Origin of the sequence: Okeania hirsuta (genome assembly GCF_003838195.1) — a bacterium.
Classification (GTDB): domain Bacteria; phylum Cyanobacteriota; class Cyanobacteriia; order Cyanobacteriales; family Microcoleaceae; genus Okeania; species Okeania hirsuta.
In genome coordinates, this window is sequence record NZ_RCBY01000021.1 from 40,966 (window position 1) to 60,697 (window position 19,732).

16 protein-coding genes are annotated in these 19,732 nt (G+C 33.8%); 8 read left to right on the forward strand and 8 right to left on the reverse strand.

The window, feature by feature from the left end; genetic code table 11:
- Positions 1-91: 91 nt before the first annotated feature.
- Together D5R40_RS05950 and D5R40_RS05955 are read right to left on the reverse strand one after the other, a co-directional pair.
- Complete coding sequence (locus D5R40_RS05950) at positions 92-688, reverse strand: 50S ribosomal protein L25/general stress protein Ctc (RefSeq protein ID WP_124145383.1); 597 nt, start codon at positions 686-688, stop codon at positions 92-94.
- A 1,363-nt stretch (positions 689-2,051) separates the two neighbouring features.
- The gene (locus tag D5R40_RS05955) at positions 2,052-3,386 is read right to left on the reverse strand and encodes an adenylosuccinate synthase (RefSeq protein ID WP_124145382.1); all 1,335 of its coding nucleotides are present in this window, start codon (positions 3,384-3,386) and stop codon (positions 2,052-2,054) included.
- 776 nt (positions 3,387-4,162) lie between these two features.
- On the opposite strand from D5R40_RS05955, the gene D5R40_RS05960 reads away from it, so the two are divergent.
- On the forward strand, positions 4,163-5,215 hold the full coding sequence (locus D5R40_RS05960) for an amidohydrolase family protein (RefSeq protein WP_124145381.1): 1,053 nt from the start codon (positions 4,163-4,165) through the stop codon (positions 5,213-5,215).
- 692 nt (positions 5,216-5,907) lie between these two features.
- On the opposite strand, the gene D5R40_RS34695 is transcribed toward D5R40_RS05960, so the two are convergent.
- The gene (locus D5R40_RS34695; RefSeq protein WP_161564566.1) at positions 5,908-6,171 is read right to left on the reverse strand and encodes a hypothetical protein; all 264 of its coding nucleotides are present in this window, start codon (positions 6,169-6,171) and stop codon (positions 5,908-5,910) included.
- A 398-nt stretch (positions 6,172-6,569) separates the two neighbouring features.
- On the opposite strand from D5R40_RS34695, the gene D5R40_RS05970 reads away from it, so the two are divergent.
- Complete coding sequence (locus D5R40_RS05970; RefSeq protein ID WP_124145380.1) at positions 6,570-6,821, forward strand: hypothetical protein; 252 nt, start codon at positions 6,570-6,572, stop codon at positions 6,819-6,821.
- 33 nt (positions 6,822-6,854) lie between these two features.
- Here D5R40_RS05970 and D5R40_RS05975 read toward each other — a convergent pair whose 3' ends face one another.
- The 3 genes from D5R40_RS05975 to D5R40_RS05985 form a co-directional block, all read right to left on the reverse strand.
- Positions 6,855-7,079, reverse strand: coding sequence for a hypothetical protein (locus D5R40_RS05975; protein WP_124145379.1), 225 nt, complete (start codon positions 7,077-7,079; stop codon positions 6,855-6,857).
- A 245-nt stretch (positions 7,080-7,324) separates the two neighbouring features.
- Positions 7,325-8,182: a sugar kinase gene (locus D5R40_RS05980; RefSeq protein ID WP_124145378.1), complete on the reverse strand. Its 858-nt coding sequence runs from the start codon at positions 8,180-8,182 to the stop codon at positions 7,325-7,327.
- Positions 8,183-8,343: 161 nt separating this feature from the next.
- Positions 8,344-10,272: a heavy metal translocating P-type ATPase gene (locus tag D5R40_RS05985; protein ID WP_124145377.1), complete on the reverse strand. Its 1,929-nt coding sequence runs from the start codon at positions 10,270-10,272 to the stop codon at positions 8,344-8,346.
- A gap of 816 nt (positions 10,273-11,088) precedes the next feature.
- Here D5R40_RS05985 and D5R40_RS05990 point away from each other — a divergent pair.
- Positions 11,089-12,441 carry a DNA phosphorothioation system restriction enzyme gene (locus D5R40_RS05990; protein ID WP_124145409.1) on the forward strand — a complete coding sequence of 451 codons (1,353 nt, stop codon included), beginning with the start codon at positions 11,089-11,091 and terminating at the stop codon, positions 12,439-12,441.
- A 313-nt stretch (positions 12,442-12,754) separates the two neighbouring features.
- Here the strand turns inward: D5R40_RS05990 and D5R40_RS34700 are convergent, their stop codons facing one another.
- The gene (locus D5R40_RS34700) at positions 12,755-13,078 is read right to left on the reverse strand and encodes a hypothetical protein (RefSeq protein WP_124145376.1); all 324 of its coding nucleotides are present in this window, start codon (positions 13,076-13,078) and stop codon (positions 12,755-12,757) included.
- Between D5R40_RS34700 and D5R40_RS39180 the strand changes: the two genes are divergently transcribed.
- Positions 13,061-13,474: a hypothetical protein gene (locus D5R40_RS39180; protein ID WP_240041549.1), complete on the forward strand. Its 414-nt coding sequence runs from the start codon at positions 13,061-13,063 to the stop codon at positions 13,472-13,474. The genes D5R40_RS34700 and D5R40_RS39180 overlap by 18 nt on opposite strands.
- A 34-nt stretch (positions 13,475-13,508) precedes the next feature.
- Complete coding sequence (locus D5R40_RS39185) at positions 13,509-14,216, forward strand: RNA-guided endonuclease InsQ/TnpB family protein (RefSeq protein ID WP_205127342.1); 708 nt, start codon at positions 13,509-13,511, stop codon at positions 14,214-14,216.
- 208 nt (positions 14,217-14,424) lie between these two features.
- Here D5R40_RS39185 and D5R40_RS06005 read toward each other — a convergent pair whose 3' ends face one another.
- On the reverse strand, positions 14,425-15,132 hold the full coding sequence (locus tag D5R40_RS06005) for a formyltransferase family protein (protein ID WP_124145374.1): 708 nt from the start codon (positions 15,130-15,132) through the stop codon (positions 14,425-14,427).
- Positions 15,133-15,837: 705 nt separating this feature from the next.
- Here D5R40_RS06005 and D5R40_RS06010 point away from each other — a divergent pair.
- The 3 genes from D5R40_RS06010 to D5R40_RS06020 all read left to right on the forward strand — a co-directional run bounded on the left by D5R40_RS06010 (position 15,838) and on the right by D5R40_RS06020 (position 19,487).
- Entirely contained in the window at positions 15,838-16,083 is a 246-nt protein-coding gene (locus tag D5R40_RS06010; protein WP_124145373.1) for a hypothetical protein, read from the forward strand.
- Positions 16,080-18,146 carry an AAA family ATPase gene (locus D5R40_RS06015; protein ID WP_124145372.1) on the forward strand — a complete coding sequence of 689 codons (2,067 nt, stop codon included), beginning with the start codon at positions 16,080-16,082 and terminating at the stop codon, positions 18,144-18,146. Before D5R40_RS06010 ends, D5R40_RS06015 begins: the two co-directional genes overlap by 4 nt.
- Positions 18,147-19,022: 876 nt before the next feature.
- Complete coding sequence (locus D5R40_RS06020) at positions 19,023-19,487, forward strand: DUF4332 domain-containing protein (protein ID WP_161564565.1); 465 nt, start codon at positions 19,023-19,025, stop codon at positions 19,485-19,487.
- Positions 19,488-19,732: the final 245 nt, after the last annotated feature.

Below are 19,732 nucleotides of genomic sequence, written 5' to 3' on the forward strand. Positions count from 1 at the left end.
CATACAATTTTCAACACCCCCGTTGACGGTGGGGTATTAAACCCACAAAAGAAGAGATAATAATATCAACTGATACTATGAAATCTCTACTTTATTCTGCTGCTTCACCCTCCGACTCTGTAGATGACGCTCCCACAGGAGCCATTACACGCGCTAACACTAGGTCTGCTTCTCCTGCCGCTTCTACTCCTTCTGGTAAAGTAATTTGATTTAGCTGAAGAGACTCTCCTAACTTAAGACCTGAGATATCTATATCCAATGTTTCAGGAATTTTATCTGGTTTACATCTGATTGCTAATTCTGTAACAACCTGGTCTAAAATTCCACCATCTACCTTAACTCCTACTGGATCGCCAACAAAATGTATAGGTACTTCTACATCTAAACTTCCATGAGCAGCTACGGAGAAAAAACTTAGGTGAAGAATTAAAGGTTTATAGGGATGAGATTGAACTTCCCGAAGAATAGTTTTGCCACTCCAAGAAATATCAGGAACTTGAAGATCGATAATAGTATTGTTAATAGAGGTATCTTTTAACAACTTTTGTGCTTTTTTAACTTCAATTGTTAATGGAACTGATTCTGTACCTTGATGACCATATAATACTGCAGGAATTAATCCTTCTCGTCTTAGAGCTTTGGTTTTGCTACCTTCAGGTCTTTTTTGACATTCTACTGTAACTTCCATCTTGACTTTTTTCGCTTAGTTTGCTTACTAATTATACCAAAGTTTTGGATACATGACATTGACAATTAATATAATGTTTGTTTAATAGACATAGGCGTGAAAAAGATATAGACTTTTTGCACATAGCAGGCAACAGGCAACAGCTCCGGAAAGCAACAGGGAATAGATTTGTAGGAAAAAGGTACGAAAAATGATTTAGGGAACTGACTTTTACAACTCTAGCTGATATTAAATAAAGGGTAAGTTTATTTTCACCAGATGTCTAATAGCTATTTGGAAAAAACATTCTTCTCACTTCAACAACAAATTTATCTATTTTCCCTACTCCCTTATTTATCAGTATTCAATCGGACTGATAATCTAAAACCTGAACAGATAATTACATTTATAGTCATTTAACTTTAGATTGAAACAAAGATTTCTTGCTATTAGGGAGTTTCAGACGAAAAAACGTCTCATTTTTAAGTTAAACTACTATAATTACATTTTTGAGGCAAGGAAGAAGAAATAAACGGCAATAACGAAAAGCGCTGTAAAAGAACTTTTAGACATTCTAGTTTTACAGCTTATCATAATAAAAAATCTCTTAGGATCGAGGAATCAGATTTTCAATTTTTTATATATTTCTGGATTTTTTACCAAACTTCGGTAGTGGTGCATTGTAATGGTATAACCAGTAGGAGGATCTTGCTCCCGTTCTAAGTTTTGCTTGCCTCAAGGTACCATTACGGCGACAGGATTACCAAATCTTTTATTGTAGAAGGCAGAAGTAAAAATCTTACCTGGTCTAAGTTTTAGATTCTTTAGCTGTCCTAACCTTTGCTTCAACTGCGATAAAATATCTTTGAAGAAGGCAGAAGGCAGAAGGGAAAATTGCTTATTGATTCAAACCCCAAGCCATTTTAAGCACAGTTTAGACAGTGGGGTATTAAACCCGCCACAGAAAAGATAATTATGCTTTTGGCAGAAGTTAGTATCCAGAGGAATAACAGAAATAGAAGAGGTATTAAAAAAACGGCATTGCATCACTAAGGGATGATTTTGATATTTGCCCAAAAATTTGCCATTATTGATCAAAAGTTTGAGTTTCAGCAAATTTAATCATCATCCCGCAACTATGCAACCCCAAAAAAACGGAATAAATTAATATTTAACTTTTACTTTTGCCAGCAGTTTATTATTTGAGTAGGTCAGTAAAGTCAAATAAAAAATAATTTTTGAGAAAAAATGGGAGTTAAACAATTTTTTTCTCCTTCCTTAAACTCTAAATTATTAGTTTGAGATTTCTTTATACCCATCCACATTAAAAACAATTATCATTTATCATTTATAGCCAAATCACATCAAAATCAAATTTGATCGATTAAGAAATAATCGTAGTACCATGGGAACCTAGGAGTGCTCGCTTTGGCCCGTGAATTGGGTCTTCAACTACAATAGTCTGATCACGACTAGCTCCTAAAGACACAATGGCAATAGGTACATTCATTAGCTCTGCCAAAAACCGTAAATAATCCAAAGCTTGCTTGGGTAAATCTTCAAGACTTCTACAATCTATAGTTGGCTTTTGCCAACCAGGTAAAGTTTCATAAATAGGTTCACATTTAGCTAGCTGCAAAGAACTACTGGGAAAATCTTCACAACGCTCACCCTCCATGTCATAAGCTACACATACTTTAATCTCTGGCAACTCATCCAATACATCCAATTTAGTAATTGCCATACAATCCATACCATTAATTCGGACTGCATAACGTCCAATTACCCCATCAAACCATCCACACCGACGTTCACGACCAGTTGTTGTCCCAAATTCTGCACCGCGATCGCGTAGCAATGTCCCTATATCATCTTTAGCTTCCGTGGGAAATGGTCCTTCTCCCACCCTAGTAGTATAGGCCTTCGCCACCCCAATTACTCGGTCAATCATTGTTGGCCCTACTCCCGTACCCACACAAGCACCTCCTGCCACTGGATTTGAGGAAGTAACATAAGGATAAGTACCATGGTCTAAATCCAAGAGAGTACCTTGTGCCCCTTCAAATAAAATATTGCGTCTGTGTTGAATTGCATTGTAGATTTTTAAAGACGCGTCTATAACATTAGGTCTGAGACGCTCTGCATACTCTAGATATTCTTTTACTACCTCATCTGGGTCTAAAGGAGATAGATTATAAAGCTTTTCTAAAATTACATTCTTATAGTTAACTGTCCAATTTATCTGTTCTTTTAATCTATCTGGACTCATCAAATCAATCATCCGAATCCCAGTACGCTCAGACTTATCAGCATAAGTTGGACCAATACCTCTTCCTGTAGTTCCTATTTTTTGACTGCCTCTACGTTCCTCCGATGCCCGGTCTATTAGTCTATGGTAAGGCATTGTCACATGAGCAGCTTGAGAAATCATCAAATTTGATGTGGAAATTCCTAAAGCTTCAACCTGGTCTAATTCTTCAATCAGAACCTTGGGATCGATCACTGTTCCAGAACCAATTATACACTCAGTATCAGGATAAAGAATACCCGAAGGAATTAAGTGTAGTTTAAATGTTTGACCATCAACAACAACAGTATGGCCAGCATTTACTCCCCCCTGGTAACGCACTACCACATCTGCTGACTTGCTCAACAAATCAGTAATTTTTCCTTTTCCTTCATCGCCCCACTGGGCACCTATCACTATTACGTTAGCCAAGGGTCTCCTCTACGGATAGTTAACACAATTTTTTATTATTGCATCAACTAAAAATTATGTCAATTTATTTTTGTTAATTTTTGTTACAATAAGCTAAGGTCGTATGCCTCAAATTCTTGCTGTCATTTAGGGTTCAAATAGCAGGAGTCAGGTAGGGGAGTCGTCGGATTAGCGACGTACAGGATAAATGGGGATTATAAACGAGGTTAGGAAGAAGAATTGTCTGAGATTTTTCAGCTTAGGTCTGCTCAAAATATTAGCTTTTCACTCCTAAGAGCTAGCACTTTAATTTCTGTGAAAAAAGGTTTTTACCTTTAACACTATCTCTCAAATGCTTTTATGCTTAACCAGCAAGCTCTAATTATCAATTGGTAAAGAGGCAAAAATCAGACTATTTGATTTTGTGTTGAAATACTGTTTCGATTCTTTAATCCTAACTAGGTGACTACTGATTTTTTAATCCTAGAAAATACTATTGTTGTCTTAGATAAAATATGGAATTATAGCAACTCCCAAGAAGCGTGAGGTACAAAATTCGTAATTTTTAGTAGGGGCGTTAACGATAGTTATTGGCAAGCTAATGGCCGTTCTACCTGTACAGAAGTAGCGGGTGTGGCACCATGGGGTGCGATAGCTTGAGCTACTCTGATGGTATAACCCTCAGTATTTAGATAACTAACATTTCATTTGTGCAAAACTTATTTAGGACAGCTATATATTACTGAAACTAGGATTACTTATTAATACTTATACTTACAAGGATGAATTAGATTTTTATGGCTTTACACGCAGAATTACATAGACATTTAGGAGGTTCCGTAGTTCCTAGAGTTTTATGGCGATATTTCCAACGCCAAAATGAGGAGCTAGCAAACCGTTTTCCCGAATATCAACAATTTGAAGAATTTTATACCAAACCAAGGAACACATTAGATGAATATTTAGAACTACATACGTTAGTAGAACACGTTCAAACTATTGAGACATTGCCTTACTTTATTTATCGCTTAATTCGAGGTGCTTATACATTTGAAAATTTAGCTTATTTAGAGTTACGTTATACACCTTACTTGAGAACTCCAGACCATTTATCTCAGTCTGAACGTATAGATTTAATGTCAGAAATAGTTACAACTGTGGGTAAGGCAAGTCAACAAAATGAATACCCGATTGTTACTAGCCAAATTTTATGTATGCACAGTAGGTTACCCTCTGAAGTTAATCAAGCAATTGTAGATTTAGCAGTGCAAATGCCAGAATATGTATGTGCTATAGATTTAGCTGGTGGAGATAATCATTATGGCGAACGTATAGATGAGTTTATTAAACTATATAAATATGCGCGCTCCCAGGGGGTAAAAACTACTGGACATATTTATGAAACTCCCAACGGTTGTCATCCAGAATTACTACCTTATTTAATGCGAATTGGTCATGGAATTCAAATTCCTTTAAAACATCCAGAACTATTAAAAGAAGTAGCTAACAAAGGGCAATGTTTAGAAGTTTGTCCAACTACTTATTTCAAAACAGGTACTATGGATAATATGAGTCAGTTAAAGACAGTATTTGACCAATGTTTTGATGCAGGAGTAGATATTGCTATTTGTACAGATAATGCTGGTTTACATAATGTACGTTTGCCGTTTGAATATGAGAATTTACTAACCTTAGATGTGATTGATTTTCGACAACTACAAGCTTGTCAAAATGCAGCATTTCGTCATGCTTTTGCTTGGCCTCATAGTAAGCGACCAGAGGAAATGTTAACAGGATTATTACAGCCAGAACCTATAGTTGCAGGAGCCGTAAATTCTAATCTAGCATAAAACATAAAAGTAAAAAGTACATTTCTAAGGCAGCTTCACTCTATAAGTAGGCTGTTTTTTTATCTAATATGAAATAGGCCGGAATTTATCAATTTATCTTTTTATTTAAAGGAACATCTCCTTTTAACTGGAGTTGTTTTAAACCTTAATTATTCGGTAAAGTCTTTTAACCGCCCTTATTATTCGTGACATTCTTTTTTCACAGTTGGTGTTAGTAATAGCAATTATTCAATATAATTCCACAAAAAATAACTTAGAAATTAATACCTAGAAGGAATCTCTCCAATCCTATTTGTGATCTATATCTATTATTATTTTCCTTTTTTTTCAGTAGAACATGGTAAATTTTGGGCGCTATGTATCAAATTGTAAATTAACTCAAAAGTTGATCTTCATTGCTTTTAGGGGTTTTTTGATTAAAAATGCAACATCTTTTTTTTAGCCTGCTCTACTTACTCTTCCTTCTTCTTTCTTACTTCTTACTTACCTTTGTGACGAAATTTTTCAAACAGAAATTAAAGCTACCCAACCTTGGAAAATAGCCTACATCCTCAAAACAACTCCACAAGAACCTTATTGGAAAGACGTTAAAGAAAGCGCTGAAAAGGCAGCACAAAATTTCAATGTAGATATAAGTATAATTAATTCCGAAAAACCTCAAACAACAGAATTTGTTGAAGACCAAAAAAACCTCAAACAACAGAATTTGTTGAAGACCAAATTATTCTAGTAGCAAATTTAATTGAAACGGAAGAAATAGATGGAATTATTATCGGTTCATCTGATTCAATTCGATTAGTTCCTGCCGTCGAAAAAGCTATTAATTCGGGTATACCAGTTATTGCTATGGATACTCCACTTAATAGCGATCGAATACTAACTTTTGGCTGTTGCCTGTTGCCTAGAGCAATAAAACTTTGTAACTCATCAACTAGAAAACTGCTGTAATATAGCAATTCCCATATTTTGAGGTACAAAATTGGTTTGTTTTAGGGAGTAGGGATTAGGGAGTAGGGAGTAGGGAGTAGTAATTTGGGAAACAGAGGATAGAAAAGAAGAAAAACAACTGTATCTTACTAATTCGAGAAACACTATATACAAATTTCAAAAATATAAAGTGCTATTAAAAAATCATATCAAATCCGTTTAATTCGGTATAAAAAAATGTTCCATCTTCAACCATTACCAAATATTTCCCCATCTCTTCATCTCCCCATCTCTCCGTCTCCCTACCTTCCCACACTCCCCTTATATGGCCGCAGGGCATTCCGTCTTTAAAGCTCGTGGAGTCCGACGGGGTACCGGGACTGCGAAACGAGAAGCTCACACTTTAGCTTCAGCTTAGTGTCGGAGTATGTCACAAAAAGTACCTATATCTCGAATAATAATTACAAATATAACTAATTTTGCTAAAAAAGCTAGAATGTCACCAGAAAAAGGAATCAATTCCAAGATTTGTGGAAGAGCAAAAAATAATATCAAGAAGCTGACAAAATTCATTATTCTAGAAATTTCATCTCTCTCTCCTTTATATTCTTTTGGAGTAAGGTCAACTTTTTTACTATCTTTATTTGAAACAAATAATTTTGGTACTTTATCTTCCTGAGTTCGTCTTCCCGACAAAAATCGAAATTCTACTTTACTTTTCGGTAAAATTTCTCTGAAAAAATACCTTTTTTTTTACTTCACTTTGCTTAATATCCTCTATCTTAATTTCATCCATACCCATTGAGTTATCATTCAATGGTGGATCAGAAAATTGTTCTAAAATTCCAACATTTGTATGAATAAAATCAAAAGTAATTTCTTCATTTTTAATTACTTTTCTACCAGTATTTTCAATATTGCAAGAGATGAGATACAAATCTACAAGCTCATAATCTTCACCATAAAGGATACTAATATTTTTCTGACCAATATCTTTTTTTGAACTCTAAAACACTCGATATATTTGTTGTATAGGAAAGCTCCATAGGTTTATGTCATAATTTAATTAAAATGGTATGAGTTTCCAAATTTGTAATATTAAGCTCTCCCATTTTAATTAAATCTGATGAAATTCGCTATAGCTGACAACTAATAACTGTTAACTGATAACTAAATAAACTGTTAACTAATTATCCACTGCCGAGTACCGAAATATTTACAAGAATGAGCAGCAATATTAGCAGCATTTGCCAAAGCTTCTGTAAATTCCCCATCAAAAATATAGTGACAAAAAGCTCCATGAAAAATATCACCAGCACCTAAAGTATCAACAGCATTAATTTTTGGAACTTCCACATTACCAAACTTACCTTGACTCAAATATTTGATAGGTTTTTCTCCTTGAGTAATGGCAATATGTGGAATATTTTGATTTGCTAAATAGGTAAAAACTTCCTCTTGACTCTCACAGTTAGGAGGATAAAAATTAGCAGAACAAATAGCATAATCAACAAAAGGTAAAATTTCCTCAAATCCTGGTTTCCAACTACCACCATCTATAACAATAGGAATATTTTTTGACTGAGCAATTCGAGCAACTTCTAAACTCGCTGCCATTTGATGACCGTCGATTAAAAGAATATCAATATTATTAATAATATCTGGGTCAATCAATTCTTTTGAGATTTGAGACTTAGTAGCATTGATAGAAATTACAGCGCGATCGCCTGTCTTTTGAGTAGTAATAATTGATGAAACTGGTGGTGGTTCGGAACGATTTTTATCTAAGTCTTGTATCGTGACATTCTGCTTTTCTAAATCTGCTCTAATTAGGTGAGTTATCGGATGATTTCCTAGCCCACAGAGAAGAGTTGTTTGATTATCAAAGTAGCTAAATGTTACCGCTGCATTTGTGGCAGGTCCCCCTGCTGTAATAGTATAATCGGCAGCAACAATTTTTTGATTTTTTTCGGGATAAGTTGTTGTGAGATAAAGTAAATCTAAGGTTATTAATCCCACAAATAGTCCGGTTTTAGTCACTTTTTATTTCTGCTTTAGCAACTTCAAAAAATATATTGACAGTATTCAAAATAAAATCAAAGAGCGTGTCAGACAAATTGATAAATGTTTGCTAAAAATACCCAGTTTTTTTCTAGTAATTATACGAAATCAGGTTTAGTCTGATTGCTATATTATGATTATTATTTGAGTAAACGTAAACCACTTAATGTTACTAAAACTGTAGACCCTTCATGACCGAGTACTCCAAGAGGCATATTGATATTTCCAGTAAAGTTAGCGACTAATAATAGGAAAATAAACCCAATAGCAAAAGTAATATTTTGCTTAATAATACGATTAGCGCGACGACCTAAATTTATAGCTTCTACTAATTTTTCTAAATTGTCTGCCATTAATACAATATCTGCCGATTCTAAAGCAACATCACTACCTGCATTACCCATAGCAATACCAACTGTAGCTAGGGATAAAGCGGGAGCATCATTAATACCATCTCCTACCATTGCTACATTTCTATTTTGTTGTTGCAAGCGCTTAATTACTGTTAATTTCTCTTCTGGTAATAATTCATAATAGACTTGATTTATACCAAGATTTTGAGCAACACTATCAGCAGTTTGTTGATTATCTCCTGTCAGCATAGCTATAGATTTGATATTCATAGACTTGAGTTGATTTATCATTTTACTAGCTTCTAAACGGACGGTATCAGCAACAGATATTAAGCCAATAATTTCTTGTGATTGTGCAACAAAAATAACTGTTTTTCCCTGTTTTTGGAGGCGGTTACTTTCCTCTAAAAAGTAGGAACTAAAATTATTTACTTCTGACTTAATTAAATTTTCTTTGCCAACCATAATAATTTGACTATCAACAATACCAGTAATTCCTTCCCCAGTTTTTGCTTTGACATTAGTTGCTACTTGCCACTGAATATTTTTTGTAATTGCTGTTTGAGTAATAGCTTTTCCAATAGGATGTTCAGAACAAGATTCTAGGGCAGCAGCTAACTGTAAAACTTCATTTTCTGACTTACCTTTTCTAGGGATAATATCAACAACTTGTAGTTTACCAGTAGTCAGAGTTCCTGTTTTGTCGAAGGCAATTCCTTGAACTTCTCCCATCATTTCTAGTTGAGCACCATTTTTAAATAAAATTCCCTGTCTAGCTCCATTAGCAATGCCAGATAATAAAGTTGGCATAATTGATGCCATTAAAGCACAAGGAGAAGCAACAACTAAAAATATTAAAGCTCGATAAATTGTCGTTTCCCAACTCCAGTTTAATAAAAATGGCGGTAAAATTCCGAGTAATATACCTGAAATAACTATAACTTTGGCGTAAATTTTCTCAAATTTTTCCACAAATCTCTGAGAGGGTGGAGTTTCAGTTTTTGCTTGTTCAACTAAACGAATTACACGCTGAATTAAACTACTTTCTGGAGATTTATTTACTTGTAGTCTTAAAACGCCATTACCATTTAATGTACCTGCAAAAACTTCATCTCCTACAGTCTTATCAACTGGTATAGATTCTCCTGTAATTGGAGCTTGATTAATGGTACTAATGCCTTCAATAATAATACTATCAGTCGGGATAAGTTCTCCAGGTTTAACTAAGACAACATCTCCCATTTTTAATTGATTAACCGGAATTTCTGTTTCTTGATTATCGACTATTAATCTGGCAGTATCAGGAGTAATAGCCATTAATTTATGAATGTTACGTTCAGTTCGCTCCATAGCAAAAGTTTCCAGAGCGCCACTAATAGCAAAAATTAAAATTAGCACTGCTCCATCAATTATTAAGTGATACTCTTGTTGCCATAAACCTAAAAAAGCAGCTCCCAAAGCAGCAACAATCATCAATAAATCAACATCTAATTCTTTTTCTGACCAGAGAGTTGTTATACCTTCTTTAGCACTTTCATAACCACCAATTACATAAGCTGTTGCTAGAATTAATAGTGCTAAAGCAACCCAATTAATTTGTAAACAAAACCAACTCAAAAAAATCAGTACAGCACAGGTTCCCGCAGCAAATGCTTCTGGATAATATTGAGCAAGTTGGAGGTATTGAGGCAGAGAAAAATTTTTCTGATTCATCATAGTTAAAGATAGTTTTTACTAAGTTTTTTGGCAACATAGTTATGATTACTTCTCACTGTTAAGGGAATGTAATCTAGTAGTGACTTTTTATTCTATCTGAATTTTTAAATTGCTTTTACCTGATAACTGATAACTGATAACTGAAATTACCCCATCCAAAATCAATAGCTAACTGAATTCTGACATTAGCATAATAATATAGACATATTCATAAAATCAATAATAATTTTATTTTCATATATTTTTCTCATTTTAATTATCGGTTTAATACCCCACCGTCTAAACAGTGTTCAAAATTGTTTGGGGTTATAATCCTGATGCAATTTTCCCTCCTGACTCCTTCTTCAATCAAAATATCTTGCATGAGTATCTCTTGTCTACTTCAGCCAAAAATCTATATCTTTTTCACGTTTATGTCTAATAATTATGTATGGTTACAGCACTTTTTAGAATAGTGAGGTACGCTTTTAAGGCTAATCTTTTTTTCCCTACTCCCTACTCCCTACTCCCTACTCCCTACTCCCTAAAGTCCTAAAATTTTGTACCTCATCAACTACAAAACTGCTGTAAGTGTTCATGTTCTATTGAGGATAGCTATAGCTAAGTGGTAATTTTGATATAGGGTTTCTCAACCTAATTAGGTACACTTATCTTTATTTGTTTTCTATTCCCTGTTCCCTATTCCCTAGAACCAACAAATTTTGTAGCTCACTCTTTTTGGGAATTGCTATAAAATAGATTTATTAGTAAGAAATTGGTGTATCTAAAAAATCAAAAAAAGTGAATAAATTAATAATAGACTTTAGCTACCCAATAATGCCATCTCATCTTAAATTACGACCCTATCAAGAACAAGCTATTAATAATTGGTTTACAAATAGAGGTAGGGGAATTTTGAAGATGGCAACAGGTAGTGGAAAAACAATAACTGCCTTAGCGATCGCTACTCAACTTTATCAAAAAATTGCTTTACAAGCATTAATTGTTATTTGTCCTTATCGTCATTTAGTAACTCAATGGGGAAGAGAATGTGAAAAATTTTCTCTCCAACCAATTCTCGCTTTTGAGAATGTACATACTTGGCAAAATCAACTTTCTACTACACTTTATAATATTCATTCTGGCTATGAAGAATTTATTACTGTTATTACTACAAACTCTACTTTTATTTCAGATAGTCTCCAATCTCAAATTAAATATTTTCCTGAAAAAACTCTGATTATTGGGGATGAAGCACATCATTTAGGTTCGCCCAAGTTAGAGAAGAGTTTACCAAAAAATATTGGTTTAAGACTTGCTTTATCTGCTACACCAGAAAGATATTTTGATGACCAAGGAACTACAGCGATTTTAGATTATTTTGGTGAAGTATTACAGCCTGAATTAACTTTGGCTGATGCGATTAGACAAGGTGCTTTAGCTCGTTATCTTTATTATCCAATTTTAGTAGAATTGACTGAAGCAGAAAGTCGCGCTTATGCAAAATTAACCTCGAAGATTGGTTGGGTATTATTATTATCAGAAAAAGAAAATGTAGAGATAGAAAAAGAAGACTTAACTGCTTTATTAATTCAGCGTTCCCGTTTAGTTGCTTCAGCCACAAATAAATTAACAGCATTAAAAGCATTAATGGCTAATCGTTTACAAACCAGTCATACTTTATTTTATTGTGGGGATAGTTCCGTAGAAACTGAAGATATTTCAAATTTAAGACAAATGGAAGCAGTGGTAAGAATATTAGGTTATGAATTAGGTTATCGAGTTAATACTTATACTACTGAAACTTCAATTAAAAAAAGAGAAAAATTAAGGCAACAATTTGAAAATGGAGAATTGCAAGGTTTAGTAGCAATTAGATGTTTAGATGAAGGGGTAGATATACCAGCAATTAAAAATGCAGTTATTTTAGCAAGTAGTCAAAATCCTCGACAGTTTATTCAGAGAAGAGGCAGAATTTTACGACCTCATCCAAGTAAGGAAAGGGCAACTTTATTTGATATGATTGTTTTACCTCCAGATATGGGTAGAAGTACCTTGGAAGTAGAAAGAAATTTACTGAGAAAGGAGTTGAAAAGGTTCTTAGAATTTGCCGATTTAGCAGATAATTCTGGGGAAGCTAGGAGAAAGTTATTAAACATTCAAAAAAGATATGGATTATTAGATATTTAATATCATGTCCAGATAATTAGCGATCAAAAACTTTCTCCTTTTCCTCCTCTTCTTTCTTACCGAATTATTAATTATTAATTATTAATAATTAAATAATTCTGGTTTAAAGCCTCCCCTTTTAAGGGGAAAAAATAAATAATATTTCTTTATATTCAATCCTCTCGGTTTTAACCAGAGGTAATTATCAATTATCAATTATCCATTATCAATGAATGAATTCTTGCTTCTTGCTTCTTTCTTCCCTCCTAACTCCTAACTCCTGTTCCCTTTTTGGCTTTATTCAAAATTGAAATGCACCCAAAATGTTCTAGTATTAACTAAATCTATTCTCCTCTTTCTTTTTCATCATTAAATAAGCTTTTTCTGCTTGTCTTTGTTTCTCCAGTGTCAATTCCTTGATCCTATAATTTAGTCCTTGCAATTCAGGATTTGGGGAAATTCCAGCCGGAATTGTTTGACTATCAGCTAATATCTCTTGAGCAGTTTTTACCGAAAAGCGACGTTGAAGGCCCCCGTGTTTTAACCGGGGGATGAAAACAAGCGAGTCGCTTAGACTAGACAACTTTAGTTGTCCTGTGTTATTATTACCTACAATAACTGTTCGGTCTGCCCGTTTCAAATGTACTGTTGTCAGCAAGTTTTAGTAGGTAAAAATCCTGAATTAATTCCCATTTTAACATTCTTGTGCGAACAGTCTCACAAACTAACTAACATGGGCATATACTATGGTCGGCAATTATATTTTAAAGCCAGGATTGGTATTGGCAAGTTTGACTTGGAAAAGGTCTATAAAAGGAACTATCATTACAAAGTTTTATATTCTCAAGCAGCACAACAAACATTGAGAACTGTAGCTGAATCATTTAGGTCTTATTATGGTCTTATTATTGCCTATAATGAAGGTAAAATCTCAGACAGACCAAGGATTCCTAACTATAGAAAAAAAGGGGGAATGGCTACAGTAAGTTACCCTAAGCAAGCATTAAAACTTAAAGATAATCAAATTAGAATACCACGCTTAGAATACCTGTAAACGCTGGTTTGGAGTAGATAGCTTTTTAATTCCAATGCCTAGTAATCTAGCATTCTCTACTCTCAAAGAACTGAGAATATTACCGAGAAACAGATGTTTTTATTGGGAATTTGTTTATGAAAGAGAAGTAATAGTTAAACCTCAATTAAATCAAGAAAATGTATTAGGAATTGACCATGGTTTAAATAATTGGTTGACCTGTGTATCCAATGTAAATACTAGCTTAATTGTAGATGGGAAACAGATTAAATCAATGAATCGTTGGTACAACAAACAAGTATCAACTATTAAAGAAAATCAACCGACTGGATTTTGGTCAAATAAACTAGCTGCCATTACAGAAAAGCGTAACCGCCAAATCCGTGATGGAATTAATAAAGCAGCCAGGATAGTGATTAATCATTGTTTAAAAAATCATATTGGTACAATTGTATTTGGCTGGAATAAAGGTCAGAAAAATCAAATAGAATTAGGAAAGAAAAGTAATTCAGAATTTGTACCAATTCCGACAGCTAGACTCAAGGAAAGAATAGCTCAATTATGTGAAGAGTATGGGATTAGATTTATAGAAACTGAGGAAAGTTATACAAGTATTGCTTCATTTTTAGATGGTGACAATCTACCTAATTATGGTGAGAAACCCAATAATTGGAAACCGTCAGGAAAGAGAATAAAGCGATGCAGCGCGGTCTTGGGGGTTTCCCCCATGAGCGACTGCATCAAGACAGCGTGGTTTGTATAGAACAGGTAATAATTGGTGTATTAATGCAGACTGTAATGGAGCTGCAAATATAATCACAAAAGTAAGCAGAAAGCTAGGGTTAAACTTAAGCCAACTGTGTAGGGGCACTTTGACTTGTCCCCAAAGAGTATATCTTTGGTCAGCTAAGAAGAAACGGAGCAACACGGATTTATCCTGTTGCGTAGTATCTGCTTAGAATCCCCGTGACTTAAGTCCGGGGAGTAGTCAAATAAAGATCGAACTCGAATAAATAACTGTAGGCTTTCAAGGCCCAAATAGAGTCAAATTGAAACGGGTCAATGATTCTTTGAGACTTAATAATTAGTCCTGTGTCAACACCTTGATCGATGTAATGGATGGTTACTCCCACAACTTCCCTAAATTTATTGACATCTTGGAGAATGGCAATATTCTCTACTGAATACATTCCACGACCATAGGGTAAAATGGCAGAATGACAATTGAACAGTTGGGATTGTGTCATTTCTATCCACCACGGTTTGAGGATTTGAGTTACGCAAACAAAAATTAAAGGTGCAGAATCTTTTGATGCTTCTATGAGCCATTCTTTTGCATAGACTCCATTCAAATTATCTCCAAGAAATATGGTTTGAGAATATCCAGTACTCGAGTACGGTGCTATACCATCACGTTCGATCATCGCCTGCTCAGTCGGCTCAATGTTAGGATATAAATCTGTCAAAGCTTGATAAATTTCATCTGTCAAATGTTTTTGACCAGAATACTGAGCGTGGAAAGCATTTCTAGCTTTAAGTAAACTTTCGGGTTGAACTTTTTCCTTGACGATCACTCCCTGGAAGTTTGGCAAATCTCCAAACGCTTCAATCCATTTTGATACCAAATAAGAGCAAAGAATATTCGTATCTACCAATAAGTAAAATTTTTTATGGTTCATGGATGCACCTTACTAACAACATATATTTGGGATTTAAGCTGAGTCTGAAAAAGCTGAATGACGGATATCTATAAATCTACACAAGAATATAATGGAATGCCTACAATAAATTCGCTCATAATCAAAATTCTATTTATAATACCATCTAATAATTATAGGCAAATAATAAACCTCTTGCAAAAGTTTTAATTAAATCAATTCAATAGATGAAATCAACAATTTAATCTCCCTATTCCCTATTCCCTATTCCCTGACTTATGCAAGAATTATAATATATAAATAAAAAGTGTTTTCGATAATATTTGTTGGTGTCTAAACCGGATTTAGTATAATATCTACCACCTAACACCTAGTAACCCAATATAATAATACCAACTTCATAAACTTAGGGGTAGTACAGTTTTTTTCACAAATAGTTTACTATAATTTTGTTGAACTGTATTATTACCGGATTGGTTTATAAATAAAAATGTGAAAATCTTTAGGATATAGGCAATATGAAAAGATTAGATATAATTAATATCATACTAATATATTGAAATAATTTTATCTTGCTTCAATATTTCAGTTATCAAGTAATAAATAAGATTCAGCAATGTTTTTTAACGATTATAGGAAAAGAGCAAAGATATTTTCATGCCTAAAAACACTACTCCCTACTCCCTACTCTTTACTCCCTACTCCCTGCTCCCTCCTGAAATTCAAATGACTTCAAAATACTCAGACAAACTAACCACAAAAATATCAATAATTTTTTCAGAAAAACATTCAAAGTATGACATTAAAACTCAAGCAAAACTGAATAACATTCAAGAACCAATTACTACCGCACCCCCAGAAGTAAAGCAAATTATTGGGCGAGTATTACAACTAGAAAAAGACCGACTTTATAAAAAAACACCCCGGATAAACGATGATATTCTCAAAATTATTAAAGAAGCGGTGCAATGAAATTAATTTCCATTATCCTGTGTAACTTTCGTCAGTTTTACGGAAAAACACCAGAAATAATTCTGGCATCAGGCCAGAAAAATACAACAATTATTCATGGCAATAATGGTGCAGGTAAAACAACCATAATGAACGCCTTTACTTGGGTACTTTATGAAAAATTTAGCGCCGCTTTTATAATAGAAACTCAACTGGTAAATAAACGAGCAATTACAGAAGCAAAACTTGGTAAAGCCATAGCTTGTTGGGTAGAAATTGTATTTGAACATGATAATAAATGGTATCAAGCCAAACGTTTATCTCGAGCTTATCGCAATGAAAAAAATGAAATTGAACATGGTAAAAGTGAATTATATATGCAGATAGCTGGAGATGACGGACGTTGGTCTCCACCTCCAGAACATCCTGATGATATTATTGGTAGAATTTTGCCAGAAAGTTTACATAGATATTTCTTTTTTGACGGAGAAAGAATTGAGTATATTGTTAGAGACGACCGGAAAAGTGAAATAGCAGAAGCGACGAAAGAATTATTAGGAATTGAAGTATTAAATCGTTCTGTTAGACATTTAGGGGAGGCAAAAAAATCCTTAGAAACTGATTTGAGATTAATTGGTAATCCTGAAACTAAAAAACTGCTGAAAGAAAAAAATCAAATTGAACAAGAAATTAACAAATTATCAAAACGCCAAACAGAGATAGAGAAAGAATTACAAGATCATCGAGAAGTTAAGAAAGAAATTAGTAGTCGTTTAGTGGAATTTAAAGGTGCAGAAGGATTACCCCAACAAAAAGACCAATTAAACATCCAGATAGTATCAATCAAAGAACAAATATTACAAGCTCATCAGGGATTAAAAAGAGTCATATCAACTCGTGGTTATATGGTTTTTTTGTCAGATGCCATAGAAAAATTCCGAGAACTTTTTGGTAATTTAAAAGAAAAAGGTGAGTTGCCCATAGGAATCAAAAGACAGTTTGTACAACAGTTATTAGAAAAACAACGTTGTATTTGTGGAGCAGAATTAACTATAGATTCTCTAGGGAGAAAATCAGTAGAAAAATGGATGGAAAAAGCCGAAATTGCTGATGTAGAAGAAACCGCAATTAGAATGAGTATACAGATAGATGAAATTGATAAACAAGTACTAGAGTTTTGGGATGAAGTCGATCGACAACAAGCTAATATCGAAAAATTGCGTCATCAACTTTCACGGGTTGAAAATGAGTTAGAGTCAGTTCAAAAAAAACTACGAAGTTATCCAGATGAAGATATTCAGCAGTTACAAAAACGGTTAGATGAAATAGAAATTAAGGTAGGAAACTTAAACCGAGAAACTGGGTCAAATGCTCTACAGCTAGAAACTTTAAATAAAGAAATTAAAATCTTAGATAAACAACTTGATAAACAACAAATGAATGAATTAAAACAAGTTTTAGCCCAAAGGCGAATTGCAGCTACTCAAGATGCTATCAATAGATTGATAGAAGTCCGAGCGCGTCTAGAAAAACAGTTTAGAGTTTCTTTAGAAAAACGAGTACAAGAGTTATTTTCAGAAATTTCTTTTACTCCCTATATTCCTAAATTGAATGAAAATTATGAATTAACTTTAGTAGAAAATACTGGTGGAGAAGATGCTTTAGTTGCCGCTTCTACAGGAGAAAATCAAATCCTCAGTTTGGCATTTATTGGTAGTATTATTGACGAAGTAAGAATCTGGAGTCAAAAAAATACTTTAATGGGACCCGATAGTAGCACTTTTCCCATAGTAATGGATTCTCCTTTTGGCAGTTTAGATGAAATTTATCGCAGACAAATTGCTAATATTATTCCTCAATTAGCAAATCAATTAGTTGTATTGGTAACTAAAACTCAATGGCGAGGTGAAGTAGCGGAAGAAATGGCTGATTATATTGGCAGAGAATATGTGCTTTCTTATAATTCTCCAAAATTAGATTGTGAAGAAGATGCTATTCAGTTAAGTGGAGAATCTTATCCTTTGGTAAAACGTAGTCCGAATGAGTTTGAATATACAGAAGTGCTTGAGGTAGATTATGATTAAACTCTAAATAGTAGAATATATAGTAGTCGAAGGAAAGGTTAGAACATATCAAAAGTTTAAAACTCAGACAACGCAAGATTTTTCCTTTTTCCTTCTTACTTCTTCCTTCTGCTATAACTATACAGTTTCACAGAAGTCATCCATCAATTGTCTAATTATGAGAAAAACTTTCCTCCGGAAATACTACGCAAACAACTAGGTAAGACATACTCAAGACATTCATCCTTTAAAATTCCATGAACACCTAAACTTTGATTGAAAATAATTTCAGATGATTATTTCACCTCATTAGATATGACCGAAAAATTTTGGCCTCAAGGTTCCCTTTTTAAGGAGATAAAAAAGAGAATATTCAATATTTAAAGCTTCTTGCTTTCCTACGGAATGCTGCGCAAACAGCTAGAGGTACTTTTAACGCAGTTCTTCCAGCAGGAGGCTAACTGATAACTGAAATTACATTATTTATGTGAATTAGTATTAGTAATATCAATTCAAGTTGTTAAGTGGAGATATTTTAGAGTAATCTCACCCTTTTTATCTTGCATTTATACATAAGATTATTCCGTTATCGCTGTGCTCGTTTGTGCAGCATGACCTAAGAAAGTCAGAAATAGGAACTCACCAAGTCAGAAGTTTTTCGCACAATCATTTTCGGTAATAAAATCTCTATTTTTAGACTGAGAAATATAGTGACATGACCCCGCTATAAATTTTATTTTAGCGGTTAAAAATTAGTGGTGAGCAACAATCTCCCACTAATTTTAACTTCTAACTTTCAGTCCGAATGCTCCGCAAACACACTTCTGATTTTTGACTTCTTGAATATAGCTCCTCGGAAAGAGGTAAAATAGTCAAATGTTACACAAAAGAGAAATTATGATACATAATATTCAAGATATTGAAGGCATGAACTCTGTATATGCTGAAAAATTAATAGAAGTAGGTATTACTAATGTTGCAGAACTATTAGAAAAATGTTCTTCTCTCGCAGGAATAGAAGAATTGGAGCAAGCTACTTCTATTGAAAAAGACCTGATTATTCAGTGGGTAAATTTTGCTGATTTATCACAAATTAAAGGAGTAGATCGGGAATATTTTTCCCTATTATCAGCTTTGGGAATACATACAATTTCTGAATTAAAAAATCGGTTTCCTGAAACACTCCACTATCAGATGATGAAGCTTAACCATCAAAAACAACTCGTGCAACGCTTACCTAGTTTAAGTATGGTTAGAAGTTGGGTTGCTCAGGCAACAAATCTTCAAAGAAAAAGTGCCCATAACAATGTGCCAACTACTAAATTACCATTAAAAAAATGGTCTATAGATTGGTCTGATTAAGAAAAAAGGTAGTGGTAAACAAATAATGATTTTTGAAGTTTAACTCCCAACAATTAAAGGAATATACTAACTAATATCCTGATATCTTTAGGACTAAGAGAAAAAACAGCAACCCTACAGCTTAAAGTTAAAAAAAATCTAGCGAGAAACCCCACAACTTTTCATTTTGGTAAGCACCTAAAAAAATTGCCAAGGCAAAAAACCTTGGCAATTTTTTTAGGTGCTTACCAAAATGAAAAGTTGTG

Bases quoted from the DNA above. Each gene is read 5' to 3' on its own strand.
- D5R40_RS05950 (WP_124145383.1), bottom strand. From the start codon at position 688: ATGGAAGTTACAGTAGAATGTCAAAAAAGACCTGAAGGTAGCAAAACC.
- D5R40_RS05960 (WP_124145381.1), top strand. From the start codon at position 4,163: ATGGCTTTACACGCAGAATTACATAGACATTTAGGAGGTTCCGTAGTT.
- D5R40_RS05970 (WP_124145380.1), top strand. From the start codon at position 6,570: ATGTCACAAAAAGTACCTATATCTCGAATAATAATTACAAATATAACT.
- D5R40_RS05985 (WP_124145377.1), bottom strand. From the start codon at position 10,272: ATGATGAATCAGAAAAATTTTTCTCTGCCTCAATACCTCCAACTTGCT.
- D5R40_RS05990 (WP_124145409.1), top strand. From the start codon at position 11,089: ATGCCATCTCATCTTAAATTACGACCCTATCAAGAACAAGCTATTAAT.
- D5R40_RS39180 (WP_240041549.1), top strand. From the start codon at position 13,061: ATGTACTGTTGTCAGCAAGTTTTAGTAGGTAAAAATCCTGAATTAATT.
- D5R40_RS39185 (WP_205127342.1), top strand. From the start codon at position 13,509: ATGCCTAGTAATCTAGCATTCTCTACTCTCAAAGAACTGAGAATATTA.
- D5R40_RS06005 (WP_124145374.1), bottom strand. From the start codon at position 15,132: ATGAACCATAAAAAATTTTACTTATTGGTAGATACGAATATTCTTTGC.
- D5R40_RS06010 (WP_124145373.1), top strand. From the start codon at position 15,838: ATGACTTCAAAATACTCAGACAAACTAACCACAAAAATATCAATAATT.
- D5R40_RS06015 (WP_124145372.1), top strand. From the start codon at position 16,080: ATGAAATTAATTTCCATTATCCTGTGTAACTTTCGTCAGTTTTACGGA.
- D5R40_RS06020 (WP_161564565.1), top strand. From the start codon at position 19,023: ATGATACATAATATTCAAGATATTGAAGGCATGAACTCTGTATATGCT.